Source organism: Stenotrophomonas sp. 22LJNL06-5-1 (assembly GCF_056861455.1).
This window is the reverse complement of record NZ_JBSPUE010000001.1, coordinates 760,377-786,892: the sequence shown is the minus strand read 5'-3', so window position 1 is coordinate 786,892 and position 26,516 is coordinate 760,377. Positions and strand designations below refer to the sequence as shown.

Below are 26,516 nucleotides of genomic sequence, written 5' to 3'. Positions count from 1 at the left end.
GCATGGTTACCCGACAGGCAGACAATGTTCCCGGTGATCTGGGAACGGTGGATCAGGCAGCTTCAGCAACGGCACCGCTGCTGTTGCTCACCGACGAGCGGATCAGGTGGTCGAACGCGCTCAGTGCGGCGGTCGAACCGGCGCCCATGGCGATGATGATCTGCTTGTAGGGTACCGTCGTGCAATCGCCAGCGGCGAACACGCCCGGCAGGTTGGTCTGGCCGCGGTCGTCGATGACGACCTCGCCACGCGGCGACAGCGCCACGGTGTCCTTCAGCCACTCGGTGTTGGGCAGCAGGCCGATCTGCACGAAGATGCCTTCCAGCTCGACGCGGTGGGCGTCGCCGCCGACGCGATCCTTGTAGACCAGGCCGGTGACACGGCTGCCGTCGCCCAGCACTTCGGTGGTCTGCGCGCTGGTCAACACGGTGACGTTGGCCAGGCTGCGCAGCTTCTTCTGCAGCACTTCATCGGCGCGCAGGCTGGAATCGAACTCCAGCAGGGTTACATGCGACACGATGCCGGCCAGATCGATGGCCGCTTCCACGCCGGAGTTGCCGCCGCCGATCACCGCCACGCGCTTGCCCTTGAACAGCGGGCCATCGCAATGCGGGCAGTAGGCCACGCCCTTGTTGCGGTACTGGTCTTCGCCCGGCACGTTCATCTGGCGCCAGCGTGCGCCGGTGGACAGGATCACCGAACGCGACTTCAGCACCGCGCCGTTTTCCAGCTGCACCTGCACCAGGCCGTCTTCACCGGCCGGCACCAACGCACTGGCGCGCTGCAGGTTCATGATGTCCACCTCGTACTCGCGCACGTGCTGTTCCAGCGCCGTGGCCAGCTTCGGGCCTTCGGTCTCCTTCACCGAAATGAAGTTCTCGATCGCCATGGTGTCCAGCACCTGGCCACCGAAACGCTCGGCGGCGATGCCGGTGCGGATGCCCTTGCGTGCGGCGTAGATCGCTGCTGCCGCACCAGCCGGGCCACCGCCGACCACCAGCACGTCGAAAGCGTCCTTGGCGGCGATCTTCTCGGCATCGCGCTTGCCGGCATTGGTATCCAGCTTGGCCACGATCTGCTCGAGGGTCATACGGCCCTGGTCGAAGACTTCACCGTTGAGGTACACGGTCGGCACCGACATGATCTCGCGCTTCTCGACTTCGTCCTGGAACAGGGCACCGTCGATGGCCACGTGCTGGATGCGCGGGTTGAGCACCGCGGCCAGGTTCAGCGCCTGCACCACGTCCGGACAGTTCTGGCAGGACAACGAGAAGTAGGTTTCGAACTTGTACTCGCCTTCCAGGTTCTGCACCTGCTCGATCAGCTCGGCGGTGGCCTTGGACGGATGACCGCCCACCTGCAGCAGCGCCAACACCAGCGAGGTGAACTCGTGGCCCATCGGCAGGCCGGCGAAGGTCAGATGGATGTCCTGGCCCGGGGTGCCCAGGTCGAACGACGGCACGCGGCCCTGGCCATCGCGCAGCACCTGCAGCGAGATCTTGTCCGACAGGCTGTCCAGGGTCTGCAGCAGTTCCAGCATTTCCTGCGACTTGGCGCCATCGTCGGCGTGCGCGGTGATCTGGATCGGGCGGGTCACGCGCTCCAGATAGGTCTTCAGCTGCGACTGCAGGTTGGCGTCCAACATCGGGTCTTCTCCTGGCTTCAGGCAAACAGGGGGCGTGGCACCGCTGTAGAAGGTAGCGGACCAGCAGGGGGTAGGGGTGAACCCAAGACAGCGACCGTGGAAGGGGCTGGCTGGCCAAGGCTGGCGTGCGTTGGCTGTCTTGGGTTCACCCCCACGCCGGCGGGGGGACCGGCACGGGGATGAAGGGCGCGCCGTGGCGTGGGGCCACGGCAGGCCGGTACTGCCTTAGATCTTGCCGACCAGGTCCAGCGACGGGGTCAGGGTCTTCTCGCCTTCCTTCCACTTGGCCGGGCAGACCTGGTTCGGGTTGGCGGCGGTGAACTGGGCAGCCTTCAGCTTGCGCAGGGTTTCGGACACGTCACGGGCGATCTCGTTGGAGTGGATCTCCAGGGTCTTGATCACGCCTTCCGGGTTGATGATGAAGGTGCCGCGCAGGGCCAGGCCTTCTTCCGGAATGTGCACGCCGAAGGCGTTGGTCAGCTGGTGGGTCGGGTCGCCGACCAGCGGGAACTGGGCCTTGCCGACGGCCGGCGAGGTTTCGTGCCACACCTTGTGCGAGAAGTGGGTGTCGGTGGTGACGATGTAGACCTCGGCGCCGGCCTTCTTGAATTCGGCGTAATGGTCAGCGGCGTCTTCGATCTCGGTCGGGCAGTTGAAGGTGAAGGCTGCCGGCATGAAGATCAGGACCGACCACTGGCCCTTCAGGGTGCTGTCGGAGACCTTGATGAACTCGCCATTCAGGTAAGCATTGGCTTCGAACGGCTGGATCTGGGTGTTGATCAGGGACATCGTTTTTCCTCTGGGTGAAGGGGAGTGGGTGAATCGACAGGACCTAGGTTACCGATTCGCTCGCGATAAGAACAATCCATTGATTGCATCTATTTGATAGATGGAGTCTATCAAAATGCCATGAGCCGGCACTGAACCTTGCCGCCCTCATCCTGCAACTGCCTGTGTGACAAGGAAAATCTCCCCGAGGCGCGGAATGGGGCCGATAGCCCCTCCTTATTCCCTCCGGCGGAACCTGAACGGATCTCGGCTTTTGTAGCGTCGAGCTTGCTCGACGGCTTTTCCGGACCCGCCCGTCATCTCAATCAAAAGCAGTCGAGCAAGCTCGACTCTACAATTGCGGAATGTCTTTCCAAACCGAACCCACCCTGCGCCAGATCGTGGCCGAGGCCAGTGCCCGCCTGGGCGGCGTCGAAGCCCGCCACGAGGCGGAGCTGCTGCTGCTGCACGTACTGGACCGCCCGCGCAGCTGGTTGTTCGCACATGCCACCGATCCGCTAGCCGCCAATGACCAGGCCGCCTTCGAGGCGTTGCTGGCCCGCCGCGTAGCCGGTGAGCCGGTGGCCTACCTGACCGGCCGCCGCGGATTCTGGACGCTCGACCTGGAGGTCGACCCGGCCACGCTGATCCCGCGTCCGGAAACCGAGCTGCTGGTCGAGCTGGCGCTGGAGCGGCTGCCGCCAGACCAATCGCTGCAACTGGCTGACCTGGGCACCGGCAGCGGTGCGATCGCCCTGGCACTGGCCAGCGAACGGCCGCAGGCCCAGGTGCTGGCCACCGATGCCAGCCCGGGCGCGTTGGCCGTGGCTGCGCGCAACGCGGCCCGCCATGAACTGTGCAACGTCCGCTTTGCCGAGGGCGGGCACGACTGGTATGCGCCGCTGCAGGGTGCACGCTTCGACCTGATCGCCAGCAACCCGCCGTATATCGCCAGCGACGACCCGCATCTGGAACAGGGCGACCTGCGTTTTGAACCGGCTACCGCGCTGGCCTCCGGCGTCGATGGCCTGGATGACATCCGCCGTATCGTCGACGGTGGCCAGGCCCATCTGCTGCCCGGCGGCTGGCTGCTGATCGAACATGGTTGGGACCAGGGCGCGGCGATCCGTGCGCTGTTCGAGTCGGCGGGGTTTGCCGAGGTGCAGACCGTGCAGGACCTGGAGCAGCGCGACCGCATCACCCTGGGCCGGCGTCCGGCCTAGAATGGAGGTTCTCCTGCCCCGGCAGGGCATCACCCTGGAGCTGCAAGCATGCGTACGCTGTACCCCGCCATCACCCCCTACGACGTCGGCACCCTGAAGGTCGACGACCGCCACACGCTGTACTTTGAACAGTGCGGCAACCCGGACGGCAAGCCGGTGGTGATGCTGCACGGTGGCCCGGGCGGCGGCTGCAGCGACAAGATGCGCCAGTTCCACGACCCGTCCAAGTACCGCATCATCCTGTTCGACCAGCGCGGTGCCGGCCGTTCCACCCCGCACGCGGATCTGGTGGACAACACCACCTGGGATCTCGTTGCCGATATCGAAAAGCTGCGCGAGCACCTCAAGGTCGATCGCTGGCAGGTGTTCGGTGGCAGCTGGGGTTCGACCCTGGCACTGGCCTATGCCGAAACCCACCCGCAGCGCGTGACCGAGCTGGTCCTGCGCGGCATCTTCATGCTGCGTCGCTGGGAGCTGGAATGGTTCTATCAGGAAGGCGCCAACCGCCTGTTCCCGGATGCATGGGAGCACTACCTCAAGCCGATTCCGTCGGTGGAGCGTCATGACCTGATCTCGGCCTTCCATCGCCGCCTGACCAGCGACGACGAAACCACCCGCCTGGAAGCGGCCAAGGCGTGGGCGGTGTGGGAAGGCGCGACCAGCTTCCTGCACGTCGACGACGACTTCATCAACAGCCACGAAGACCCGCATTTCGCGCTGGCGTTTGCCCGCATCGAGAACCACTACTTCGTCAACGGCGGTTTCTTCGAAGTGGAAGACCAGCTGCTGCGCGACGCGCACCGCATCGCCGATATTCCCGGCGTGATCGTGCACGGCCGCTACGACGTGGTCTGCCCGCTGGCCAACGCCTGGGACCTGACCAAGGTGTGGCCGAAGGCAAAGCTGGAAATCACCCCGGCTTCGGGCCATTCGGCGTTCGAGGCAGAGAACGTGGACGCGCTGGTGCGCGCCACCGATAGCTTCGCCTGATCGGTAGTGCCGGCCGCTGGCCGGCAACGCCTCACCGGTAGCGCCGGGCCATGCGCGGCGCTACCCACCCTCATCCACGCATGGCGTGGATCTACTGCACCCGGTAGTGCCGGCCGCTGGCCGGCAACCCGGAAACGGTTGGATCCACGCAGACGCCGGCCAGCGGCCGGCGCTACCAATCCCCGGCCAGCAAGGCGTCGGCCAGCACCTGCAGCTTCGGCGAATGCTGGCGCGACGGTGGATAGATCAACGACAGTTCGCGGCTGCGGCCCTCGAACGGCTGCAGCACGCGCTGCAGGCGGCCGTCGGCCAGCGCATCGGCCACTGCGAAATCCATCACCTGTACGATGCCGATACCGGCGATGGCCGCTTCCACCAGCGGATCGCCGCTGTCGAATACCATCCGCGTCGGTGGCGTGACCTCGCGCAGTTGCCCGTCCTGCAGGAACTGCCAGTCCACCAGCCGGCCACTGCGCAGGTTGCGTACCGCCAGACACGCGTGATCCTGCAGCGCGGACACATCGTCCGGTGCGCCACAGCGGGCCAGATAGGCGGGGCTGGCCACCGTCACCCAGCGCAGCGGCCGCAATGGCCGCGCGACGATGCGCTGGTCGGCGATGACGCCGGTGCGCAGCGCGGCATCGAAGCCTTCTTCGACCAGATCGACCAGGCGGTCGCTGAGCACGGCTTCCACCTGCAGTTGCGGATGCTGTTCCAGTAATGGCGCCAGCATCGGCACCAGCACCTTGCGCCCGAACATCGACGGCGCACTGATCTTCAACGTGCCCGAGGGCGTGCAAGGGCGGTCGGCCAGTTGCCGCTCGGCATCGTCCAGGCCAGCCAGCAGCGGTGCCACCTGTTCCACGAACTGGCGGCCATCCGGGGTCAGCGCCACGTTGCGGGTGTTCCGCTGCAGCAGCTTCACCCCCAGCGATACTTCCAGCCGCCCGATCGCGCGGGACAGGCCGGACTGGCTCAGGCCCAGCTGGCCGGCAGCCACGGTGAAACTGCGCGCTTCGGCCACCTGCACCAGCATGCGCACCGCATTGAGGTCCATCGAGGCTGTATTCATGCGGAAAATCATGACAGAAATGGTGGGCAGGGGGTTTATTGATTCAGTCGCATCAATGAGACTGCGCTCCCCCACCGATCCAATCCGCCGATGCCTCCCCTCAAATACCCGCGCTGGGCGCTGACCCTGCTGGCCACCGCACAGCTGATCATCGCCCTGGATGCCACCATCATCTTCGTCGCCCTGCACGACATGGGGCGCGCGCTGCAGATCAATGCGCAGCAGCTGCAATGGGTGGTCAGTGCCTACACCGTCGCCTTCGGCGGCAGCCTGCTGCTGGGAGGCCGTGCCGCCGACCTGATCGGCCGCCGCCGCTTCTACCGGCTGGGCATGCTGCTGTTCGCGCTGGCGTCGCTGCTCGGCGCGCTGGCGCCGAATGCCACCTTGTTGATCATCGCGCGCGCCGCGCAGGGCGTCGGTGCGGCCCTGCTGTTCCCCGCCACGCTGGCACTGATCAACACGCTGTACGCCGAAGGCCCGGTGCGCAACCGCGCACTGGCGATCTGGAGCATGGCCAGCGCGGTGGGCCTGGCGCTGGGCACGCTGCTGGGTGGCGTATTGACCCAGGCGTTCGGCTGGCCGGCGGTGCTGGCGGTGATCGTGCCGCTGGCCACCGCTTGCGCGGTCGCTGCCGGTACATGGCTGCCGGCCGATGGTCCACGGGTGCAGGGCCGTTCATTCGATCTGGCCGGTTGCCTCACTGTCACCGCCGGCGGCAGCCTGCTGGTCACCACCCTGGTGCAAGGGCCGGAGTGGGGCTGGACGGCGCCGGCCACGCTCATCTGCCTGCTGCTTTCAGCCGTACTGTTGACGGTGTTCGTACAGATCGAAAAGCGCAGCCGTGACCCGCTGATGCAGTTTTCGCTGTTGCGCCTGCCGGGCCTGCGCGCGGCACTCGGCCTCACCTTCGCCTTCATGAGCAGCTATGGCGTGCAGTACTACTTCCTGGCGCTCTACTTCCAGGATGGCTATGGCTGGAGCCCGCTGCAGGCCGGCATGGCCTTCCTGCTGCCGACATTGGTGTGCACCTTCGGCATCCGTATTGCCGAACGCATGCTGCGGCGCCGTTCGCCACGGCAGGTACTGGCCTGGGGCTTCGCCGCCGGTGCCATCGGCATTGCCGCGGTGGCGCTGGCGATGCCGCATGGCGCCAGCTACTGGCCGCTGCTGCCGGGAATCGTGGTGCTCAGCATCGGCCAGGGCATGAGCTGGACGGCGATGTGGATCGTGGCCGGGCAGGGCGTGCCGGGTCCGCAGCAAGGCGTCGCGTCCGGCATGGCGGCCACCGCCCAGCAGATCGGCGGCGCCTTGGGACTGGCGGTACTGGTGATGATCGCCAACGCCGCGCGCGGCACGCAGGCAGCAACCAGTCCCGATGCCCTGCAGGGCATGGTCAATGCACAGTACGGCGCCGCGCTGTTCGCCGCGCTCGGCGTGGTGATCGCGCTGGGCCTGCGCCCGGCGCCGGTAGACTCGGCAGCGACCGCCTGCCTGAGCACAGACGCATGATCGAACTGCTGGACCTGCAACAGACCCTGCATGCCTTCGCCGCCTGCAACGATGACGATGCGGTGTGGAACGCCTTCGGCTGGGTGATGGCCAGCGACGAAGACCTGCTGGCGGCACGGTTGTGGTTGCCGTCATCCAGTGATGAAGCGCTGGATGACGACGGCGAGCGATCGGCCGCTTCGGCAGCGATGGGGCTGTTCCCGTATCTGGAACCGGCCACGTTTGCCGACGTGCTGGATGTGCAGAAGCGGCAACGTCCGCTGTCGTCGCTGCAGGACTACGCACAGGCGCTGGCGTACTACGCCGAGTACGACGCGTTCCAGCAGGTCGAGGGTATCGACGAAGCGCTGGGCGAAGCGGGAGCTGCTGAACAGGCGGCTGCGCGCGAGGCGGGGGTGGGCACGGGCATCTTCGCCTCCTTCGATCTGACGCTGAGGGCGTGCCCGGAGGGGCAGATCAAAGCAGCAGCCCAGCGCGTGGCGCACCTGCTGGAGATTCCGGTGGGCGAGGCGCTGGCGCGCTGCCGCGCGTTGCCGTTGGTGCTGGGTGAAGCGCTGGATCGCCGCCGCGCGCAGGCGATCAAGGATCAGTTCGAAGCGATCGGTGCGACCGTGCAGGTGCACGGCTTCAAGCCGTTCCCGTGGATGGAGGCGCCCGTATTGCGTTGAACAACACCATCCACGCATGGCGTGGATCTACTGGGAACCGGCCTCGTTCGTTTTTCGCCGAATGCGGATGTCCGTCGGCGCTGCAGTAGATCCACGCCATGCGTGGATGACCCTCACCCGGCCGCCAGCAACCCCGGCTGCAACGCGCTGAAGATCCGCGCCAGCCGATCCGCCCACGCGAGCTGCCCAGCCACATCGGCAATCAGGTCCTGGCGGATTTCCAGTTCCACGTGCACCAGCCCGCGGCCTTCGCCATGCACCGGCACCGCGTAGTCGCTGGTACTGCTGACCGAATACGGTTCGTTGTCACCCACCACCAGATCGCCTTCATCGCGCAGTGCCTGCAGCAGCGCATGCGCAAAGCGCGTGTCCTGGTGATACAGCACGCCGGCGTGCCACGGCCGCTGCGCGCCGTTCATCGCCGGGGTGAAGCTGTGCATCATCACCAGCAGGGTGGGGCGGCCGGCATCTCGGCGCGCATCCAGTTCTGCGTCGATGCGCGTGTGGTAGGGCGCGTGGATCGCATCGATGCGTTGCTGGCGCTGCGCCGCTGACAGCCCGGCGTTGCCCGGGATCACGGTGTGGTCGCTCACTTCCGGAATCAGCGTCGGTGAGGCCAGTGGCCGGTTGCAGTCGATCAGCAGCCGCGAATAGGTCTGTTCGATCGCCCAAGCATCCAGCCGTTCGGACAGTGCACGGGTGGTGCCGGCAATGCCGATGTCCCAGCCGATATGGCGGTCCAGTTCGGCCTGCGGCAAGCCCAGGCCTGCAAGGGCACGCGGCACCTGCTGGCCGGCATGATCGGCCAGCAGCAGGTACGGCGAAGCGCCCTGCGGCCGGTGGAGGGTGTAGATCGCCGGGTCGTCGGCGCCCAGCAGCGCCGGCAGCGCATGCAGGTCGGCGTCAGCCACGCGGGCGTCCGTCCAGGTGGTGCTCGATCATCCACAGCCCGGCCCAGAGCTTGGCGTCCAGCTCGTAGCCTTCGCCCATTTTCTGCACCAGCCAGGCCGCAGCCTCACTGCGCGGAATCTCGTGCACGGTGATGTCTTCGCTGTCATCGCCGCCACCTTCGCCGATCCGGCGGAGGCCGGTGGCGCGTACGAAGGCGATCTTCTCGCTGCTGGCGCCGGAAGACGTCGGGCCGATCATCAGCACTTCGGCGTGGTCGGCGGTCCAGCCGGTTTCTTCTTCCAGTTCGCGCACGGCCGAGACTTCGATCGATTCGCCGGCGTGAATGTCGCCGACCAGGCCGGCCGGCATCTCGATGGTGGGTGCCTGCAGCGGCACGCGGAACTGCTCCACGAACAGCACCTTGTCCTCCGGGGTGACGGCGATGATGATCGCGGCCAGGCCACCGGCATGGGTGCGTTCGCTGTATTCCCAGGTGCCGCGCACCAGCATGCGCTGGTACTTGCCTTCATAGACGACACGCGGGGCTTCGGTGTTGCGCTGGCTCATGCGGGCTCGCCGGAATTGGAAAAGGATGGAGTGGGAACGGGGTCGGCCACGCCAGCGGCTTCGAACAGCCGGCGGCGGGTCATCGGGCCGAAGCGCAGGGTCTGGCACAGGCCGCCGAGCAGCTCGGGGTCGGCCGCCTGGCGCAGCAGGCCGGGCTGGCTGCCTTCCAGCGGCGCGTCCAGCGCGATGGTGGTCAGCTGGCGCCAGAGCTGGGCGTGCTCGCGCTGCTCGCGCAGCCGCACCGCCATCTGTGCGGCACCGCGCAGGCGCAGGAACGGCACTTCGTCCAGACGTTCGTAGAGCACGTCCATGCTGCCGAAATGGGCCAGCAGCACCGCAGCGGACTTGCTGCCAACGCCACTGATACCGGGAATGTTGTCCACCGCATCGCCGCACAGCGCCAGGTAGTCGGCAATCTGGTGGGCGTGCACGCCGTGCCTCGCCTTCACCCCTGCCACGTCCCAGCGCTGGTTGCGTGCGTAGTCCCACTGCTCGTCGTGGTCCACCAGCAGCTGCGACAGGTCCTTGTCGGCGGAAATGATCAGGCCGCGATGGCTGTGCCGGTGCTGGTGCAGGGCACTGCCGATCAGGTCGTCGGCCTCGTAGTCATGGTGGGCCAATACCACCAGGCCCAGCGCTGCGCACAGCGCCTTGCAGTGCACGAACTGGCGCTTCAGCGCTTCCGGCGCCGGGTCGCGGTTGGCCTTGTAGGCCGCGTACAGGCGATGGCGGAAGCCACTGTCCAGCGCCTCGTCGAAGGCGATGGCGATGTGCCGGGGGCGTTCGCGCTCGAGCAGGTCCAGCAGGAAGCGGGCAAACCCATGTACTGCGTTGGTCGGCCAGCCCTGGCTGTCCTGGAACTCGTCCGGTAGCGAATGCCAGGCGCGGAACACGTAGATGCTGGCATCCACCAGGTACAGCGGCGGTGGCAGCGGCACGGCATTCACGGCGCTCACTGGCCGGTCCAGTCCTGCAGCAGGGCCGCGACGTCCGGCCGCTCGCGCTCAGGCACCTCGGCCTTGGGCGTGCCGATATGGATGAAGCCGGCGATGCCCTCGCCCTCGGTGAGGCCAAGGTGCGCCTGCACGACCGGGTCGAAGGCCATCCATGCAGTCAGCCATTGAGCGCCGAAGCCCAGCGCCTGTGCGGCCTGCAGCAGGGCGAAGCAGACGCAGCCGGCGGTCATCAGCTGTTCCTGCTCGGGCACCTTGGGGTCCGGACGCGGGCTGGCCACCACCACGATCACCAGCGGCGCATGGCTGAAACGCTGGCGGTCCTTCTCGAATACCGCCTCGCCGGCATGTGGGTCGCGCTGGCGGCTGCGCTCGGCCAGGAAGTCGCCCAGAGTGTGACGTGCATCGCCGGCGATCTTCAGGAAGCGGAACGGTACGCGCTTGCCGTGGTCGGGCACGCGCACGGCCGAGGCCAGCATGCGCTGCAGGGTGGCCGGATCCGGTCCGGGCTCGCCCAGTTGCCGCGAGGGCACCGAGCGGCGGGCATCCAGGGCAAGCAGGGCAGCGGGGTCGGGCATGGAGTCTGAACCGGTCATCACGGGTGTTTGATTATAGTCGGGGTGGTCAATGACGCCGTCTGTGTCGCGTCCGGCCCCTGAATATCAAACTGTGATGAACATCATGCCACTGGCGGGAAAGGGACGACCGCTTCCTCTCGCCTCGTGGGCCTCGCACGGCTTACGATATCTATCTTGCCGGGCCGCCGGTCATGAGGTTTGAAGTGAGGACTGTTTCACTGTCCGTGACGGGCTGGCCGGCCTACCATCGACGTACCGGTACATGGGGTGTGCCGGCCGTCGCGATGTCCATGCTGTCTGTCGTACCAGAGAAGGTGGGGAGCCTTCCCGAATGATGAGCGCGCCCACACCGATGGGATCGCCGGGCCGTGACCCGGTCCAGCTTCAGCGTGCCCGGGACATGGTCCTGCCGGCGCTGTGCCAGGCGTTCGGGGCCGCACTGGCGCGTTTCGACGATGCACTGTTCGACCGGGCCGGCAATGCAGGCTCGTCGCAGCTGCTGTTCCTGGATGCGATGCGCGAGCTGCGCCGCCGCCGTGAGGACATCGCCGCCGCCTTCGCCGGCCACCTGCAGCGGGCCTGGGATGCACTGGCCAGTGGCGAGCCGCTGTCGGCCGAAGCCACCCTGTCCGGGCCGGCCGAGGATGGCCTGAGCCTGCTGGCTGAACATGTACTGGAGTCGCGGCTGGCGGTGCGTAATTTCGCCACCGTGCTGCTGCGCGACTTCAAGCCGGTGCTGGCGCGGCTGGACCGGCGCCTGGGCCGCTTGATCGGCGGCGCCGAGCTGGATGCCGACCACAACCCGGTCAGCCCCGAACACCTGGGCGTGGCCATCCACGAGGCCTTTGCTGGCTGTGAGCTGGCGCCGGAAGTGCACCTGGTGCTGATCAAGCTGTGCGAGCGCGACCTGCGCGCGCCGGTGGGCCGCATCTACGAGAAGCTGGACGAGCAGCTGGCCGCCGCTGGCGTGATGTCGCAGATGGGGGCGCCGCGGCGTCCGCTGTCGGCCGCGCCCGACCCGCGCATGGCGCCGGGCGCGGACGATCTGGTCGAGCCGCGTCACGCGGCGGGCTTCGAATCCGACTTCAGCGATGATGAACAGGCCGCGCCGGCCTGGGCGCAGCGCTTCGCCGCGCGCTGGTCCGAGCGCCGTGGCCACATGCAGCAGCATCTCGGGGGCGAGGAGGCCGGCAGTGGCGAGGCGTATGCCGGGCAGCAGGGCATGTTGCTGGAGGCCCTGCATGAGCTGCTGCAGCAGACCCGCCACGTTCGCGAGGACGCCACCTCGGCCGCGCAGGTCGCGGTTGGCCAGCACCGCCCATTGAGCCAGCGCGAGATGATGTCGGTGCTGTCGCTGCTGCAGGCCACGCCCAGTGCGACGCTGCGTGCGGCCATCGGCGAGGACGGCGAATCCCTGGCGCAGCGGTTGAAGAGTGAAGTGCTGTCCAGCGCCACCCGTCTCGGTGTCGATCCGGGCCAGACCCGGCTGGACCCGCAGGACGAGGATGCGATCGACCTGGTCGGCATGCTGTTCGACGTGATGCTGGACGAGCGCGAGCTGGAAGGTCGCTCGCGCGAGCTGATCGGCCGCCTTGTAGTGCCGTTCGTCAAGGTCGCGATGCTCGACCGCCGCATGTTCGTGCAGAAGACCCATCCGGCCCGCAAGCTGCTCAACTCGCTGGCCGAAGCCTGCGAGGGCAACACCGGCGAAAGCCAGGCCGAGCGCATGCTGATGGCCAAGGTGGAAGAGATCATCGAGCGCCTGGTGGCCGAGTTCAACGAGAACCTGGCGATCTTCCTGACCCTGGAAGAAGAATTCCGCGAATTCCTCGTGCAGCACCGCCGCCGCGTGGAAATCGCCGAGCGTCGGGCCGCCGAAACGCAGCGTGGCCAGGAAAAGCTGGAAATGGCCCGCAGCCGGGCCGGTGCCGAACTGGACCGCCGCATCGGCGATGCCACCTTGCCGCCGGCCATCGCCGAGTTCCTGCGCCAGCCGTGGCAGCACCACCTGACCCTGGCACTGCTGCGCGAGGGCGAGGAGGGCGCTTCGGTGGCCGAGGCACTCAGCCTGGCTGACGGCCTGCTGGAGGAAGTGGCCGAGGCCCGCCGCCAGATCGTCGGCAAACCGTGGCTGCAGGCCTGGCAGCCGGTGCTGGCCAAGGTATTTGCCAGTGTCGGCGTGCACGGCGATGCCGCCACCGGTGCTATCGACGCCTTGCATGACACCCTGCAGGGCATTGCCGAATCGCGGCCGGAACTGCAGCGCGCGCTGCCGGAACTGCCGCAGGTTGCCTTGCCGGCACCGCCGGTGGCTGAATCGCCCGCGGTCGAGCTGGGCGGGCAGATCGACGCCGACGATTTCGACAACGCCGATGCCGACCGCTTCCGTCGCATGGAAATCGGCAACTGGCTGGACTTCGTCGACAAGGACGGCAAGGTGCAGGCCGGCAAGCTGTCCTGGGTCAGCCCGATTTCCTCGCGCCTGCTGTTCGTCAACCGCCGCGGTGTGCGCTTCTGCGTGGCCTCGCCGGAAGAACTGGCGGTGATGGTGCGGCTGGGCCGCCTGCGCGCCCATGTGGACGATGGCGCCTTCGACAGCGCGATGCAGGGTGTGATCGATCGGCTGGACCCGGGCAGCGCCACACTGCACTGAGCCGTGGCCGCCTGCTAGGATCGGGAAAACTCACCGATCAGCGGGGACCTGCATGGCCGTGGCGTTGCTGGGGATCAAGGAGACCGCGCCGGGCGAACGGCGCGTGGCGTTGACGCCGGAAACCGCGCGCAAGCTCGGTGCCCTCGGCATCACCGTCTGGTACGAGGCCGGCGCCGGCTTGGCGGCAGGCTTCACCGATGCCGCCTATGACGATGCCGGCGCACGAGTGTTCGACGCGGGCCGTTGGGGCGAGATCGATATCCTGCTGTGCGTGCAGGCGCCGCCGGCGTCGGTCCTGGAACAGCTCAAGCCCGCTGCCAGCGTGGTCGGCCTGCTGGCCCCGGCCAGTGATCCGGCGCTTGCGGCATTGGCCGCCGGCGACCGCCTGCAGCTGTTTCCGCTGCAGCAGCTGCCGCGCACCACCCGCGCGCAGGCGATGGACGTGCTCAGCTCGCAGGCGGGCATGGCCGGCTACAAGGCGGCGCTGATCGCGGCCGAGCGTGCGCCGCGTTTCTTCCCGATGCTGACCACCGCCGCCGGTACCGTGCGTCCGGCCAAGGTGCTGGTGATCGGCGCCGGTGTGGCCGGGCTGCAGGCCATTGCCACCGCGCGCCGGTTGGGCGCACAGGTGGAAGGTTTCGACGTGCGCCCGGAAACCCGTGAGCAGATCCAGTCGCTGGGCGCGCGCTTCCTCGATCTTGGCGTGAGCGCGGCCGGTGAAGGCGGCTATGCGCGTGCGTTGACCGATGAGGAGCGTGCCGAGCAGCAGCGCCGGCTGGCCGACCACCTGCGCAGCGTGGATGTGGTGATCTGTACCGCAGCAGTACCGGGGCGACCGGCGCCGACGATCGTGACTGCCGCAATGGTGGAGGGCATGGCCACCGGCAGCGTGATCGTGGACCTCGCGGCGGAGAGCGGCGGCAACTGTGCACTGACCCAACCGGGGCAGTGCATCGAGCATCAGGGCGTGACCATCGATGGCCCGCTGGGCCTGGCCAGCCGCGGCGCGACCCAGGCCAGCGAGATGTATGCGCGCAACCTGCTCAACTTCGTCGCGCTGTTCGTGCGCGAAGGGCAGCTCGGTTTCGACTGGGACGACGAGCTGCTGGCGAAGACGCGCTGGCAGGCGTGAGTGACATGGGGTCAGATCCCTTTGCCGCAGGCAAAGGGATCTGACCCCGTTCCCCGGGCCTTACCGCGGCTTCGCCGGCGGCGGGTTGTCGCGCACCCAGTCCTTGCGTTGTTCCGGCGTCATCTGCGACCAGCGCTCGCGCAGTGCGTCGCGCTGCGCGGGCGGCAGTTCCCGCATCTGGCCGAACAGGGCCCGGGCCTGCTCACGCTGTTCCGGGCTCATGTGCTCGAAGCGGCGCAGGCCACGGCGGGCCTTGTCGCGTTCCTCAGGGCTCATCGACTGCCAGCGCTGGCCGTGCGAGAGCATGCGCTGGCGCTGGCCGGCATCGGCGCTGTTCCAGCGGTCGCGCAGCGGCGCCAGCAGCGATTCCCGCTGGGTTTCACTCAGCTGTTCCCAGGCAGGCAGCGGTGCGGCCGGCGCAGGGCGTGCGGCAGGGGCGGGCGCGGCACTCTGCGCCAGCGCCGGGAGGGCCGGCAGCAGCAACAGGGTCATCAGCAGGGGCAGGGTGTGCAGTCGGGACATGATTCACTCCATCGCCAGGTCGGTATCGCCCAGCCACAGGTACAGATCGGGATTTTCGTCGTAGAGCGCGCTGTTGTCTTCCACCGAGGCCAGCACAGGTGCCGGCGCCGGGCCCGTCAGCGTGCCATGGCCAGTGAACTGCAGGCCGATACCCAGCGCCACCACCAGCGAACAGGCACTGGCCAGCCACCAGCGCCAGCGCCCGCGATGGGGGGCCGTGGCGCTGTGGCGAGCCTGTCGCAGCCGGGCCAGCGTTGCCGGCGACAGCGCGTGCAGCGACTGTGCGTGCAGGCTGCGCAGGGTGTCATCGGAAGGCAGGGAGCGGTTCACGGGTGGATCTCCAGGTAATCCTGCAGCGCCTGGCGGGCGCGTGCCAGATGGGTTTTTACCGCGCCTTCGCTGCAGCCCATGGCGCGGGCGGTGGTGGCCCCGTCCAGGTCCTGCAGCACGCGCAGGGTGAAGGCCTCGCGCTGGCGGGCGGGCAGGCGGCGCAACGCGTCCACCAGCTGCTGGTACTGCTGGCGCTGTTCATGCGCCTGTGCCGGGTCCGGGCCGGGATCGGCCCAGTCGATCTCGCCGCCTTCCGCATCCTGGTTGTCGCGCCAGAACGGCAGTCGGAAGCGGCGCCGGCGCTGCACGTCGATCACGCGCCGGCGCAGGATGCTCCAGAACAGCGGCGCCCATTCGGCCGCCGGCTTGTCGGCTTAGTCCAGCATGCGCAGCAGCGCGTCCTGCACCGCGTCCATGGCGTCGTCGCGCTGGCGCAGGCCGGCCTCGGCGAAGCGGAACGCACGCGGGCCAACGCTGGCCAGGAACGCTTCCAGCGATGCCGGCAGGGCATCGGTCTCGGCGCTCGGGGGGACGGGGCTGCTCACCAGCACAGGGTACGGTTCCTCGCTCGGGGTCACCATCGACAACGCGTGAGCGCGGCGTCGGTTGACGCCGGGCGCGCACCGGGTTCAGCCCATGGTTATGATGGGACGACGAAGACAGAGCAGGAGCGTTGCCAGTGAGTGACGGGTTCGTAGCGCTGTACATCTTCATGCTGGCGGCCATTGCCGGCCACGTGATCATTTCGCGGGTGCCGGTGATCCTGCATACCCCGCTCATGTCGGGTTCCAACTTCATCCACGGCATCGTGCTGATCGGCGCGATGGTGGTGCTGGGGCACGCGCAGACACCGCTGGAAAAAGCCCTGGGCTTCCTCGCCGTGGTGCTCGGCGCCGGCAACGCCGCCGGTGGCTACGTGGTCACCGCGCGCATGCTGGAAATGTTCAAGCCGAGTGCGCCCAAGGGCGGCAAGGACGAGCCGAAGGAGCCGCAGGCTTGAACATCAGCACCGTCGAACTGCTCGATTGGCTGGTCAAGGCCAGCTACCTCGTCGCCGCCACGCTGTTCCTGCTGGGCCTGCAGCGCATGGCCTCGCCGCTGACCGCGCGCAGCGGCATCCGCTGGGCCGGGCTGGGCATGCTGCTGGCCACGGTGGCGACCTTCTTCCTGCCCGAACTGCACAACGTGCCGCTGATCCTGGTGGCGCTGCTGCTGGGCGCCGGCCTGGCCTGGTGGTCGGCCGGCAAGGTTGCCATCACCGACATGCCGCAGATGGTGGCGCTGTACAACGGCATGGGCGGTGGCTCGGCGGCGGCCATCGGCGCGGTGGAACTGCTGCGCTACGCCTTCCTTGCCAACCGCGATACCAGCCACTGGAGCGCGCAGGCGCTGGCCGACCTGGCCGCGCGCCAGCCGTCGGGCATGGTGCTGCTGCTGGCGGTGGTCGGCGCGGCGATCGGTGCGGTGTCGCTGTCCGGTTCGGTGATCGCCTGGGCCAAGCTGGATGGGCGCCTGGACAAGCGCGTGACCTGGCCCGGCCAGCAGGTGATGAACCTGCTGGTGGCACTGGCGGTGGTGGTGCTAGCGATCATCGCGGCCAGCACGCTCAATACCTGGGCGATCGTCGCCTTCTTCGTGCTGGCACTGGCACTGGGCGTGCTGATGACGCTGCCGATCGGTGGCGCCGACATGCCGGTGGTGATCTCGCTGTACAACGCGTTCACCGGCCTGGCGGTGTCGTTCGAGGGCTACGTGCTGGGCAACGAAGCACTGATCATCGCCGGCATGATGGTCGGCGCGGCGGGCATCCTGCTGACCCGGCTGATGGCCAAGGCGATGAACCGGCCGATCCGCAATGTGCTGTTCTCCAACTTCGGCGGCGGTGCTGGTGGCGAAGCGCAGGCGATCACCGGCGCGCAGAAGCCGATTGAAGCGTCGGACGTTGCGGCGATGATGGCCTACGCCGAACGCATGGTGATCGTGCCGGGATACGGCATGGCGGTGGCGCAGGCCCAGCACAAGATCTGGGAACTGGCGCAGCGGCTGGGACAGCGCGGGGTGAAGGTGAAGTTCGCGATCCACCCGGTGGCCGGGCGCATGCCTGGGCACATGAACGTGCTGCTGGCCGAAGCGGGTGTGCCCTACGACCTGATCGCCGACATGGACGACATCAACCCGGAGTTCGCCAACACCGACGTGGTGCTGGTGATCGGTGCCAACGACGTGGTCAATCCGGTGGCACGCACCGACCCGGCCAGCCCGATCTACGGCATGCCGGTGCTGGACGTGGTCAACGCGCGCAACGTGGTGGTGATCAAGCGCGGCAAGGGCACCGGTTTTGCCGGCATCGAGAATGCGCTGTTCTATGCCGACAACACCCGCATGCTGTACGGCGATGGTGCGGAAGCGGCCGCATCGCTGGTGAGCGAACTGAAGGCGCTCGACGGCGGGCATTGAGTGGCGGCTGCATCGGGTAGGTGCGGACCTTGGTCCGCACGCTCCTGCCGGCCAGCGGCCGGCACTACCGAATCCACACGCGTGGCGTGGATCTACGACGGGTACTGAGGGGTGGCTGGATCTGGTAGGTGCGGACCTTGGTCCGCACGCTTCTGCCGGCCAGCGGCCAGCACTACCGAATCCACACGCGTGGCGTGGATCCACGGCGGGCATTGAGCGGCGGCTGCATCTGGTAGGTGCGGACCTTGGTCCGCACGCTCCTGCCGGCCAGCGGCCGGCACTACCTGCCGGTGGGTCAGCGCGCCAGCCAGGCGCCCACGGCTACGCCCAGAGCCAGCCACAGCCATTCCATCGCGCCATTGGCGAGGGTGATCAGCGTCCAAGCCAGGTGCGGGCCCATCCGCATCGTGGCGTCCCACAGGTCCAATCCGATCGAGCCGCCCATCCAGGCGCTGGCGATGGCCCAGTTGGCCACGGCGGCCACCAGCAGGGTGCCCAGTACGACCAGGGCAATGCGCAGCCGGCCCGGGCCCAGCGTACCCATGCGCAGCATGAACACCAGTTCCAGGGCGGTCAGTACCGCCATCCAGCCGACCTGCCGGCCGGTCATCAGTGCCAGCACCATCCAGGCAAGGGGAGCAACAACCAGACCCAGCAACAGCATGATGGGCCAGAGCCAGGTCACGGTCCTGGCACGCGCGGCATTGGAGGACATCGAAGCTCCCTGAAGATCACCCACAGGATACTGTGGTTTGCCGCAGTGCACCGGCGGCCGCAGGGCGGCTGGGCTAGAATGCCGTCTTGCGTGGCCCCGGCCACGGCCCCATATCGGTCCCCATGTATTCCCGTAGCAGCGAACCTGTCCACTTCGAACGCGATTGCGAGGCCGTGATGGTCCCGCAGGGCGACACCGTGACCCTGCCCGCCGGCAGCTATGGGTACATCACCCAGGCGCTGGGCGGCAGTTATTCGGTGTTCGTCGAGGGCAACCTGTTCCGCATCGCCGGCAAGGACGGCGACGCCATTGGCAAGGAGGCGCCGGCACCGCTCGAGCTGCCGGCCGACGCCACCGATGAACAGGTGGAACAGCTGGTGTGGCAGCAGCTGCGGACCTGCTTCGACCCGGAAATTCCGGTGAACATCGTTGAACTGGGCCTGGTCTATGAGGTCGAGATCAAGCACCTGGACGAAGGCAAGCGCGAGATCGACGTGAAGATGACCCTGACCGCACCGGGCTGCGGCATGGGCGACATTCTGGTCGACGACGTGCGCAGCAAGCTCGAAATGATCCCGACGGTGGCCGAGGCCGACGTCGACCTGGTGTTCGACCCGCCGTGGAACCAGCACATGATGTCCGAGGCGGCCCGGCTCGAGACCGGCATGCTTTGACCCACGGCCCGCAGTGACGCGGGCCCGGCTTTACCCGCAACCAGAACAGGAAATCTCCGGTGTCCCAGTCCATTCCCAGCTTCGCCGTCACCCGTTCGGACCACCCGCGCAGCGCTGAAGAGCGCGCCCAGATCCTGGAGAAGCCGGGCTTCGGCCTGCACTTCACCGACCACATGGTGGAAGTGCGCTGGGACAAGGACACCGGCTGGCACAACGCCAACGTGCGCGCCTACGGCCCGCTGCAGCTGGACCCGGCTGCAGCCGTGCTGCATTACGGCCAGGAAATCTTCGAAGGCATCAAGGCCTATCGCCATGCCGACGGTTCGATCTGGACCTTCCGCCCGGATGCCAACGGCCGTCGCCTGCAGCGTTCGGCGCAGCGCCTGGCGCTGCCGGAACTGCCGGTGGAAATCTTCGTCGAATCGCTGAAGCAGCTGATCGCCGTCGACAGCGACTGGGTGCCGTCGGCCGATGAGTCGAGCCTGTACTTCCGTCCGTTCATGATCGGCGACGAAGCTTTCCTCGGCGTGCGCGGCGCGCACAAGGCCGGCTACTACGTCATCGCCAGCCCGGCTGGCCCGTACTTCGCCAAGGGCGTCGCCCCGGTGTCGATCTGGCTGTCCACCGAATACGCGCGTGCGGCCAAGGGCGGCACCGGCGCCGCCAAGTGCGGTGGCAACTACGCCGCGTCGCTGCTGCCGCAGCAGAAGGCGCAGGCGCAGGGCTGCTCGCAGGTGCTGTTCCTCGACCCGGTCGAAGGCAAGTACCTGGAAGAACTGGGTGGCATGAACGTGTTCCTGGTCTACAAGGACGGCACGCTGGTCACCCCGCAGCTCTCGGGCAGCATCCTCGAGGGCATCACCCGCGAGAGCATCCTGCAGCTGGCCCGCGACCGCGGCATGAAGGTCGAAGAACGCAAGGTCAGCATCGACGAGTGGAAGAACGGCGTTGCCTCCGGCGAGATTGCCGAAGTGTTCGCCTGCGGCACTGCGGCGGTGGTCACCCCGATCGGCCAGCTGAAGGGCGAGGGCTTCTCGGTGGGCGACATCAATGCCCCGGCCGGCGAAGTGACCATGTCGTTGCGCAAGGAACTGACCGACATCCAGTACGGCCGCCTGCCGGACCGCCACAACTGGCTGGTCAAGCTGGGCTGATCGCCCACGCCGAACGGTAGCGTCGAGCCATGCTCGACTGCGCTTCTGGAAAGCCCGTCCCAGTGACGGGCTTTCTGCGTTGTGGGCCCGCCGGCCAGACCGCAGCAGGTGATTACTTGACGCAAATAGGTTTGCAACGCAAACTAAATTCAAGCGACCCCGATGGAGCGTGTCATGCAGCAGCCGTCTGTCATTGATCCTTCCACGCGCCTGCAGGCGCTGACCCGTGAATACTCGCGGTACTCGCGAAGTGCCGGGGGCCTGTCGGCGATGGCGGGCGGCATCGCCTGCCTGGCCTCGTTCCTTGCCGGAGCCCTGTTGCCGACCACCCTGGCGCTGCGCATCGTGCTGATTGCCGTGCCGGTGCTGTGGATCGTCGGCAAGCAATGGCTGGCACGCCGCTACTACCAGCGGCTGGGCCAGGTCGAGGAGCAGGTCACGCCGGCCGAACGCAATTTCCAACGCTTCTTCATCGCCTTCACCGCGCTGGTAAGCGTGCTGGTGATCGGCAGCGTGCTGACCCGGCTGGTGCCGATGGGCGAGTTGCCCTGGGATCTGCGCGCCGTCGGTTATCTGGTCGTAGTGGCACTGTTGCCCTGGGTGGTGTGGCGCTGGCTGCGGACACCGCTGGAGTTCATCGTGGGCGTGTTCCTGCTGTGCCAGGCCGCGCTGGCCTTCACCGGGCAGGCGTACGGCTTCGGCCCGAGCACCGCCGTGTTCCCGTTGGCATCCATCGCACTGATCGTGGTCGGCTGGCGCGACCATCGGCGCTTCCAGCGGCTGCAGGTGGAGCTGCGCGCGTTCGTGGCGGCGCGGACGAACCTCGAATGACCCAGCTGCCTGATTCCAGAGCGCTGCTCCAGCTCGACCGCTTGATCCACGAGCCGGCACGCCTGCTGATCCTGTCGATCCTGGCAGGTGCTGAATCCGCCGAGTTCGGATTTGTCGAGCATCTCAGCGGGTTGAGCAAGGGCAATCTCTCCAGCCATCTGAGCAAGCTTGAAGCGGCAGGGCTGGTCGCCATCGACAAGTCGTTCCGTGGCAAGCGCCCACTGACCACCCTGCAGTTGACGCCGGTGGGCCGCGCTGCCCTGGCCGAGTACCGCACGCAGCTGGCGGCAATCGTTGCCGGCATTCCCGATCCGGATCGAAAGGACGCCTGACATGACAATGCTCCTGCGCCTGTTTGCAGTTCTGGTTGTTTCCTTCTCTGCCCTCACCGGCGTGGCCGCGGCCGCAGATCCGCGCCAACAGGGAGCCACGCTGACCACGCAGTTCTACGAAGGGCACATCGACGCCCTGTGGGAACGGATGACCCCGCAGATGCAGGCCGGGCTGCAGTCCCCGCAGAGCCTGGTGGCGCTGCGCGAGCATGTGCTGGCGGGCTGGGGCGCAGAAACCGAGCTGGTCAGTGAGAAGGTCGAGAAGGTTGATGGATTCGACACCTATCTGCGGCAGGCGCGCTTCGCCAGGAGCCCGGCCATCATCCAGGTGCTGTGGGCCATCGATGCCGACGGGCGGATCGGCGGCTTCTACATCCGCCCGCTACAGACCACGCCGCCGCAGGCTGCGGCGAGCGGGTTCCTCGACTACCAGACCCGCACACGGCTGCAACTGCCGTTCGACGATGAGTACTACGTGTTCTGGGGCGGGCGTACTGTCGAACAGAACTACCATGCGGCCCATGCCGGCCAGCGCTTCGCGCTGGATCTGCTGGTGGTCCGCGATGGCCACTCGCACCGTGGCGATGGGCTGCGCAACGATGACTACTACTGCTTCGGTCGCCCGATCCTCGCGCCGGCCGACGGCACGGTGGTGGAGGTGATCGAGGGGGTCGCCGACAACGTGCCGGGCCAGATGAACGCCGCTCAGCTCACCGGCAACCGCGTCATCCTCGACCATGGCAATGAGGAGTACTCGGTGCTGGCGCACCTGCGCCAGGGCAGTGTGCGCGTCGCGCAGGGACAGGCTGTCCGCAGCGGCGAGCACCTCGGTGACTGTGGCAACAGCGGCAACTCCTCCGAACCGCACCTGCACTACCAGCTGCAGGCCGGGCCTGTGTTCGGTGTCGGCGAAGCGTTGCCGGCACAGTTCTCCGGCTACGTGGCCGATGGCCAGCCGGTTGCACGCGGCGAGCCGGTCAAAGGGCAGCGCATCCGGCCAGCGAGCGTTCCGCAGGCAAAGTAGTCAGCGCGTCCGACGCGACGGGCAGGCGCACCGCGGGCACGCTGCGCGGTCGTTGGGGTCAGCAGTGGACGCCGATGTCGGCAAAGTCATCGCAGGACACGTGATGACCCAGTCAGGTGCGTGCAGGGCACGAGAAAGTTCCTTCACCTTCACAAACCCTCGACCCGGGAAGTCTCAGAACGAACATTTCATCTTGCTGAAAAGACGCTGAAAATCTTGTGGTGTCCGGTTTTGGTCATTAGCGTCATCTGCACGGCGGATCGGAAGGGGGATCCGCTGGCTCGCCGGACTTCGAACCTCGCCAATGCAAGCCAGCCCAGGGTTCGGGCCGGTGCTTCTGCCGATTCCGGCATTCACACCACAAGAAAGGGAAATACGATGTCCCAGGTAACGCAACCGCGTGTGCGTCGAGTGTGGGTGGTCCTTGGTGCGTCCGTTCTGTCATCGCTGCTGCTGGCCACGCCTGCGCTGGCCGGTGATGTCCAGCTCAGCGGCCTGCAGTCCGCGCAGACCCACCAGCGTTTCATCGTGAAGTACCGCGACGGCAGCGCGCCGGTGGCCAACACCACCGCACTGGCCTCTTCACTGAAGAGTGCCGCCGCTGGCCTGGCCAGCAGCCAGGGCCGCGCGCTGGGCCTGCAGCAGGTCCGCAAGCTGGCCGTCGGCCCGACCCTGGTCAAGACCGATCGTCCGCTCGACCAGGCCGAATCCGAGCAGCTGATGCGCAAGCTGGCCGCCGACCCGAACGTGGAATACGTTGAAGTCGACCAGATCATGCGTGCCACGCTGACCCCGAACGACACCCGCTTCAGCGAGCAATGGGGCTTCGGCACCTCCAATGCCGGCATCAACATCCGGCCGGCCTGGGACAAGGCCACCGGCACCGGTGTGGTCGTGGCGGTGATCGACACCGGCATCACCAACCACGCCGACCTCAATGCCAACATCCTGCCGGGCTACGACTTCATCAGTGATGCGGCGATGGCGCGCGACGGCAACGGCCGCGACAACAACCCGAACGATGAGGGCGACTGGTACGGCGACAACGAGTGCCAGGCGGGCTACCCGGGTTCGAACTCCAGCTGGCACGGTACCCACGTCGCCGGCACGGTGGCGGCGGTGACCAACAACAGCACCGGTGTGGCAGGTACCGCATTCAACGCCAAGGTCGTGCCGGTGCGCGTGCTCGGCAAGTGCGGCGGTTACACCTCCGACATCGCCGACGCGATTGTGTGGGCTTCCGGCGGCAGCGTCAGCGGCGTGCCGGCCAATGCCAATCCGGCCGAGGTCATCAACCTTTCGCTGGGCGGCGGCGGCAGCTGCTCCAGCACGTACCAGAACGCGATCAATGGCGCTGTCGGCCGTGGCACCACCGTGGTGGTCGCCGCTGGCAACAGCAACACCAACGTGTCCTCGTCGGTGCCGGCCAACTGCCCGAACGTGATCGCAGTGGCGGCCACCACCTCGGCCGGTGCGCGTGCCAGCTTCTCCAACTATGGCAACGGCATCGATATCTCGGCACCGGGCCAGGGCATCCTGTCCACCCTCAACAGCGGCACCACCACCCCGGGCAGCGCCAGCTACGCTTCGTACAACGGCACCTCGATGGCGGCACCGCACGTGGCCGGCGTGGTCGCGCTGATGCAGTCCGTAGCCCCGAGCCCGCTGAGCCCGGCGCAGGTGGAAAGCATCATCAAGAGCACCGCACGTCCGCTGCCGGGCGCCTGCTCGGGTGGCTGCGGCGCCGGCATCATCGACGCCGACGCGGCGGTGGCTGCAGCGATCAATGGCGGCGGCCCGAACCCGGGTGGCAACGTGCTGCAGAACAACGTGCCGGTGACCGGCCTGGGCGCTGCCAGCGGCGCTTCGCTGAGTTACACCGTGAACGTTCCGGCCGGCAGCACCCAGCTGCGCGTGGCGATCAGTGGCGGCAGCGGTGACGCCGACCTGTACCTGCGCCAGGGCAGTGCCCCGACCGACACGGTGTACACCTGCCGTCCGTACCTGAGCGGCAATGCTGAAACCTGCACCGTCAACAGCCCCGCCGCCGGCACCTGGCATGTGCGGGTGAAGGCGTACAGCACCTTCTCGGGCCTGACCCTCAACGCCCAGTACTGAGCCCAAGCCCCTCTCCATGGGCACGCCCCGGCTCAGGCCGGGGCGTTTTTGCTTCTGTAGAGCCGAGCCCATGCTCGGCTGCTCAGGCTGCGGACCGTTGTGCCGAGCATGGCTCGGCACTACAGGAGAGCGCTTTGGTGGGTGCCGACCTTGGTCGGCACGCCGTTCCTCAAACCGATTCGAAGCGGTTCGCGGCCACGTTCTTACGCACGTGCTGCGGGTCGAAAATCCGCCCGTTCATCGCGATGTACACGCCGCTCGGCAGCGACTGCACCGCACCGATCGCGCAGCCGATGTTGAACTCCGCATCCGAACCGCGGAAACGCGCCGGGCTCAGCGCGCCGGTCATCACGATGGTCTTGTCCGGGATCGTCGCCAGCACCTTGCCGGTCTGCACCATCGAATCGGTGCCATGGGTCACCAGCACGTGCCGGGTCGGCTGCGCGGCGATGGTGGCGCGGATCAGCTCGCGGTCCTCATCGTTGATGTGCAGCGAATCCTTGCGCAGGATCGGAATCACGTTGAAGCGGAACGTCACGCCCAGCTCGCGCAGGATCATGCCGATCTGGGGGTCGCCGATCTGGTAGTCCGACTTGTCGTCGAAGTAGATCTTGTCGATCGTGCCACCGGTGGTGACGACCAGGAGCTCTTCCATCATGTGCATGCGCGAAACCAGGACAGGTACAGCGGCGCGGGGCCAGGAACACAGATGATACGGCCCGGCGGGCGCAGCGTCAGCGTCGCTTGCCGAAGCGGGCGCGCAGCCCCGGCAGGCTGGCGCTGAAGATCACCAGCAGGGCCAGCGCGATCTCGATCAGGGCCAGCCAGCGCGTTTCCGGGTGGCTCCAGGCACTCATCACGCCGTGGCTGAACCAGCCCAGGGCCAGCACCGAGGCCCAGAAACCCGCCTTGCGCCAGCCCAGGCGCAGTGCGATGGCCAGTGCCAGCGGTGGCGCGGTGAACACCAGCTGGGTGGCCAGCCAGTGTTTGTCATTGATGAACCAGCCGGCGAACAGCGCGGCCAGCCCCATCAGGGCCAGCAGCAGGGCCATGCGCGGCGCGGTGCTCATCGGGCCAGCCGCTGCGCGATGTCGGCCACCCGGCGACCCAACGCGCGCGCCAGCACCGCTTCATCGTCGGTCGGCTGCGGGTCGTCGGCCGCACCGGCCACATGGCTGGCACCATACGGCGTACCACCACTGGTGGTGTGGCTCAGCGCCGGCTCGGTGAACGGGATGCCGACGATCACACAGCCATGGTGCAGCAACGGCACCTGCATCGACAGCAGGGTCGATTCCTGCCCGCCATGCATCGAGGCGGTGGAGGTGAACACGCCGGCCGGCTTGCCGGAGAGAGTGCCGTTGACCCATTCGGCGCCCAGCCCGTCGAGGAAGTGCTTCACCGGCGCGGCCATGTTGCCGAAGCGGGTGGGGCTGCCGAGCAGCAGGCCCTGGCATTCGACCAGGTCCTGCACGCTCACGTAGGGGGCACCATCGTCGGGTACCGGCGGCTGTGCGGTCTGGGTCACGGCGGCCACCGGCGGCACCGTGCGCAGGCGCGCGGTCATGCCCGGCACTTCGCCGATACCCCGCGCGATCTGGCGCGCCAGCCGTGCCACTGAACCGCCCCGGCTGTAGTACAGCACCAGAATCTCGCCCATCGTGCCCGCTTCTCCTCGTCGTGTGGCCACCAGTATGGCTATCCTGCGAG

At 67.5% G+C, this 26,516-nt stretch carries 27 protein-coding genes and 1 pseudogene; 14 read left to right on the top strand and 14 right to left on the bottom strand.

The annotated features are described in order from the left end of the window. Positions 1-52: 52 nt before the first annotated feature. Positions 53-1,645, bottom strand: a complete 1,593-nt coding sequence (ahpF, locus tag AC13GF_RS03750) for an alkyl hydroperoxide reductase subunit F (protein ID WP_483003296.1) — start codon at positions 1,643-1,645, stop codon at positions 53-55. Between the two features lie 225 nt (positions 1,646-1,870). Beyond that, positions 1,871-2,434, bottom strand: coding sequence for an alkyl hydroperoxide reductase subunit C (gene ahpC / locus AC13GF_RS03745; protein ID WP_004144811.1), 564 nt, complete (start codon positions 2,432-2,434; stop codon positions 1,871-1,873). A 344-nt stretch (positions 2,435-2,778) separates the two neighbouring features. On the opposite strand from ahpC, the gene prmC reads away from it, so the two are divergent. Both prmC and pip read left to right on the top strand, forming a co-directional pair. After that, the gene (gene prmC, locus AC13GF_RS03740; protein WP_483003294.1) at positions 2,779-3,636 is read left to right on the top strand and encodes a peptide chain release factor N(5)-glutamine methyltransferase; all 858 of its coding nucleotides are present in this window, start codon (positions 2,779-2,781) and stop codon (positions 3,634-3,636) included. Between the two features lie 48 nt (positions 3,637-3,684). Beyond that, entirely contained in the window at positions 3,685-4,626 is a 942-nt protein-coding gene (gene pip / locus AC13GF_RS03735; protein ID WP_014646006.1) for a prolyl aminopeptidase, read from the top strand. Positions 4,627-4,798: 172 nt separating this feature from the next. Here pip and AC13GF_RS03730 read toward each other — a convergent pair whose 3' ends face one another. Beyond that, entirely contained in the window at positions 4,799-5,683 is an 885-nt protein-coding gene (locus AC13GF_RS03730) for a LysR family transcriptional regulator (protein WP_483003706.1), read from the bottom strand. A gap of 105 nt (positions 5,684-5,788) precedes the next feature. Between AC13GF_RS03730 and AC13GF_RS03725 the strand changes: the two genes are divergently transcribed. After that, positions 5,789-7,207 (top strand): MFS transporter, encoded by a 1,419-nt coding sequence (locus tag AC13GF_RS03725; protein WP_483003292.1) that lies wholly within the window; start codon positions 5,789-5,791, stop codon positions 7,205-7,207. Continuing rightward, complete coding sequence (locus tag AC13GF_RS03720; RefSeq protein WP_483003290.1) at positions 7,204-7,875, top strand: DUF7716 domain-containing protein; 672 nt, start codon at positions 7,204-7,206, stop codon at positions 7,873-7,875. Before AC13GF_RS03725 ends, AC13GF_RS03720 begins: the two co-directional genes overlap by 4 nt. A 113-nt stretch (positions 7,876-7,988) precedes the next feature. Here the strand turns inward: AC13GF_RS03720 and AC13GF_RS03715 are convergent, their stop codons facing one another. The 4 genes from AC13GF_RS03715 to AC13GF_RS03700 are packed head-to-tail and all read right to left on the bottom strand — an operon-like array spanning position 7,989 to position 10,864. Then, positions 7,989-8,786 (bottom strand): N-formylglutamate amidohydrolase, encoded by a 798-nt coding sequence (locus AC13GF_RS03715; RefSeq protein ID WP_483003289.1) that lies wholly within the window; start codon positions 8,784-8,786, stop codon positions 7,989-7,991. Then, the gene (locus AC13GF_RS03710; RefSeq protein ID WP_010481791.1) at positions 8,779-9,333 is read right to left on the bottom strand and encodes an NUDIX hydrolase; all 555 of its coding nucleotides are present in this window, start codon (positions 9,331-9,333) and stop codon (positions 8,779-8,781) included. The genes AC13GF_RS03715 and AC13GF_RS03710 overlap by 8 nt, the downstream gene beginning before the upstream one ends. After that, a complete protein-coding gene (locus AC13GF_RS03705) occupies positions 9,330-10,301 on the bottom strand; it encodes a 5'-3' exonuclease (RefSeq protein WP_483003704.1) in 972 nt (323 codons plus the stop codon). Before AC13GF_RS03705 ends, AC13GF_RS03710 begins: the two co-directional genes overlap by 4 nt. Continuing rightward, a complete protein-coding gene (locus AC13GF_RS03700) occupies positions 10,286-10,864 on the bottom strand; it encodes a nitroreductase family protein (protein ID WP_483003287.1) in 579 nt (192 codons plus the stop codon). The genes AC13GF_RS03705 and AC13GF_RS03700 overlap by 16 nt, the downstream gene beginning before the upstream one ends. Before the next feature lie 331 nt (positions 10,865-11,195). Here AC13GF_RS03700 and AC13GF_RS03695 point away from each other — a divergent pair, with 331 nt between their 5' ends. Both AC13GF_RS03695 and AC13GF_RS03690 read left to right on the top strand, forming a co-directional pair. Further along, positions 11,196-13,517, top strand: a complete 2,322-nt coding sequence (locus AC13GF_RS03695; RefSeq protein WP_483003286.1) for a DUF1631 domain-containing protein — start codon at positions 11,196-11,198, stop codon at positions 13,515-13,517. Positions 13,518-13,569: 52 nt separating this feature from the next. Beyond that, entirely contained in the window at positions 13,570-14,649 is a 1,080-nt protein-coding gene (locus AC13GF_RS03690) for an NAD(P) transhydrogenase subunit alpha (protein WP_483003284.1), read from the top strand. A gap of 60 nt (positions 14,650-14,709) precedes the next feature. Here the strand turns inward: AC13GF_RS03690 and AC13GF_RS03685 are convergent, their stop codons facing one another. The 3 genes and pseudogenes from AC13GF_RS03685 to AC13GF_RS03675 all read right to left on the bottom strand — a co-directional run bounded on the left by AC13GF_RS03685 (position 14,710) and on the right by AC13GF_RS03675 (position 16,082). Beyond that, positions 14,710-15,171: a DUF3106 domain-containing protein gene (locus AC13GF_RS03685; RefSeq protein WP_126928732.1), complete on the bottom strand. Its 462-nt coding sequence runs from the start codon at positions 15,169-15,171 to the stop codon at positions 14,710-14,712. Positions 15,172-15,174: 3 nt separating this feature from the next. Continuing rightward, positions 15,175-15,501, bottom strand: coding sequence for a hypothetical protein (locus AC13GF_RS03680; RefSeq protein WP_483003282.1), 327 nt, complete (start codon positions 15,499-15,501; stop codon positions 15,175-15,177). Next, a pseudogene (locus tag AC13GF_RS03675) lies at positions 15,498-16,082 on the bottom strand (RNA polymerase sigma factor). Before AC13GF_RS03675 ends, AC13GF_RS03680 begins: the two are co-directional and overlap by 4 nt. Before the next feature lie 98 nt (positions 16,083-16,180). Between AC13GF_RS03675 and AC13GF_RS03670 the strand changes: the two are divergent. Together AC13GF_RS03670 and AC13GF_RS03665 are read left to right on the top strand one after the other, a co-directional pair. Continuing rightward, a complete protein-coding gene (locus AC13GF_RS03670; protein ID WP_005408173.1) occupies positions 16,181-16,501 on the top strand; it encodes an NAD(P) transhydrogenase subunit alpha part 2 in 321 nt (106 codons plus the stop codon). Then, the gene (locus AC13GF_RS03665) at positions 16,498-17,958 is read left to right on the top strand and encodes an NAD(P)(+) transhydrogenase (Re/Si-specific) subunit beta (RefSeq protein ID WP_483003280.1); all 1,461 of its coding nucleotides are present in this window, start codon (positions 16,498-16,500) and stop codon (positions 17,956-17,958) included. Before AC13GF_RS03670 ends, AC13GF_RS03665 begins: the two co-directional genes overlap by 4 nt. 295 nt (positions 17,959-18,253) lie before the next feature. Here the strand turns inward: AC13GF_RS03665 and AC13GF_RS03660 are convergent, their stop codons facing one another. Further along, positions 18,254-18,673 carry a hypothetical protein gene (locus AC13GF_RS03660; protein ID WP_010481778.1) on the bottom strand — a complete coding sequence of 140 codons (420 nt, stop codon included), beginning with the start codon at positions 18,671-18,673 and terminating at the stop codon, positions 18,254-18,256. Between the two features lie 122 nt (positions 18,674-18,795). On the opposite strand from AC13GF_RS03660, the gene sufT reads away from it, so the two are divergent. The 6 genes from sufT to AC13GF_RS03630 all read left to right on the top strand — a co-directional run bounded on the left by sufT (position 18,796) and on the right by AC13GF_RS03630 (position 24,806). Continuing rightward, positions 18,796-19,347 (top strand): putative Fe-S cluster assembly protein SufT, encoded by a 552-nt coding sequence (sufT, locus tag AC13GF_RS03655; RefSeq protein WP_024957743.1) that lies wholly within the window; start codon positions 18,796-18,798, stop codon positions 19,345-19,347. Positions 19,348-19,406: 59 nt separating this feature from the next. Continuing rightward, positions 19,407-20,501 carry a branched-chain amino acid aminotransferase gene (locus AC13GF_RS03650; RefSeq protein ID WP_483003278.1) on the top strand — a complete coding sequence of 365 codons (1,095 nt, stop codon included), beginning with the start codon at positions 19,407-19,409 and terminating at the stop codon, positions 20,499-20,501. Positions 20,502-20,675: 174 nt separating this feature from the next. Beyond that, entirely contained in the window at positions 20,676-21,332 is a 657-nt protein-coding gene (locus AC13GF_RS03645; protein WP_483003276.1) for a hypothetical protein, read from the top strand. Then, positions 21,329-21,664 (top strand): transcriptional regulator, encoded by a 336-nt coding sequence (locus AC13GF_RS03640; RefSeq protein WP_483003274.1) that lies wholly within the window; start codon positions 21,329-21,331, stop codon positions 21,662-21,664. Before AC13GF_RS03645 ends, AC13GF_RS03640 begins: the two co-directional genes overlap by 4 nt. Before the next feature lies 1 nt (position 21,665). Beyond that, entirely contained in the window at positions 21,666-22,688 is a 1,023-nt protein-coding gene (locus AC13GF_RS03635) for a M23 family metallopeptidase (protein ID WP_483003272.1), read from the top strand. Positions 22,689-23,066: 378 nt separating this feature from the next. After that, positions 23,067-24,806, top strand: coding sequence for a S8 family peptidase (locus tag AC13GF_RS03630; RefSeq protein WP_126928738.1), 1,740 nt, complete (start codon positions 23,067-23,069; stop codon positions 24,804-24,806). Positions 24,807-24,975: 169 nt separating this feature from the next. Here AC13GF_RS03630 and AC13GF_RS03625 read toward each other — a convergent pair whose 3' ends face one another. The 3 genes from AC13GF_RS03625 to wrbA form a co-directional block, all read right to left on the bottom strand. Then, on the bottom strand, positions 24,976-25,461 hold the full coding sequence (locus AC13GF_RS03625) for an asparaginase domain-containing protein (RefSeq protein ID WP_010481766.1): 486 nt from the start codon (positions 25,459-25,461) through the stop codon (positions 24,976-24,978). A 79-nt stretch (positions 25,462-25,540) separates the two neighbouring features. Then, positions 25,541-25,876 carry a DUF2069 domain-containing protein gene (locus AC13GF_RS03620; protein WP_483003270.1) on the bottom strand — a complete coding sequence of 112 codons (336 nt, stop codon included), beginning with the start codon at positions 25,874-25,876 and terminating at the stop codon, positions 25,541-25,543. Beyond that, positions 25,873-26,466 carry an NAD(P)H:quinone oxidoreductase gene (wrbA, locus tag AC13GF_RS03615; RefSeq protein WP_012510135.1) on the bottom strand — a complete coding sequence of 198 codons (594 nt, stop codon included), beginning with the start codon at positions 26,464-26,466 and terminating at the stop codon, positions 25,873-25,875. The genes AC13GF_RS03620 and wrbA overlap by 4 nt, the downstream gene beginning before the upstream one ends. Between the last annotated feature and the right edge of the window lie 50 nt (positions 26,467-26,516).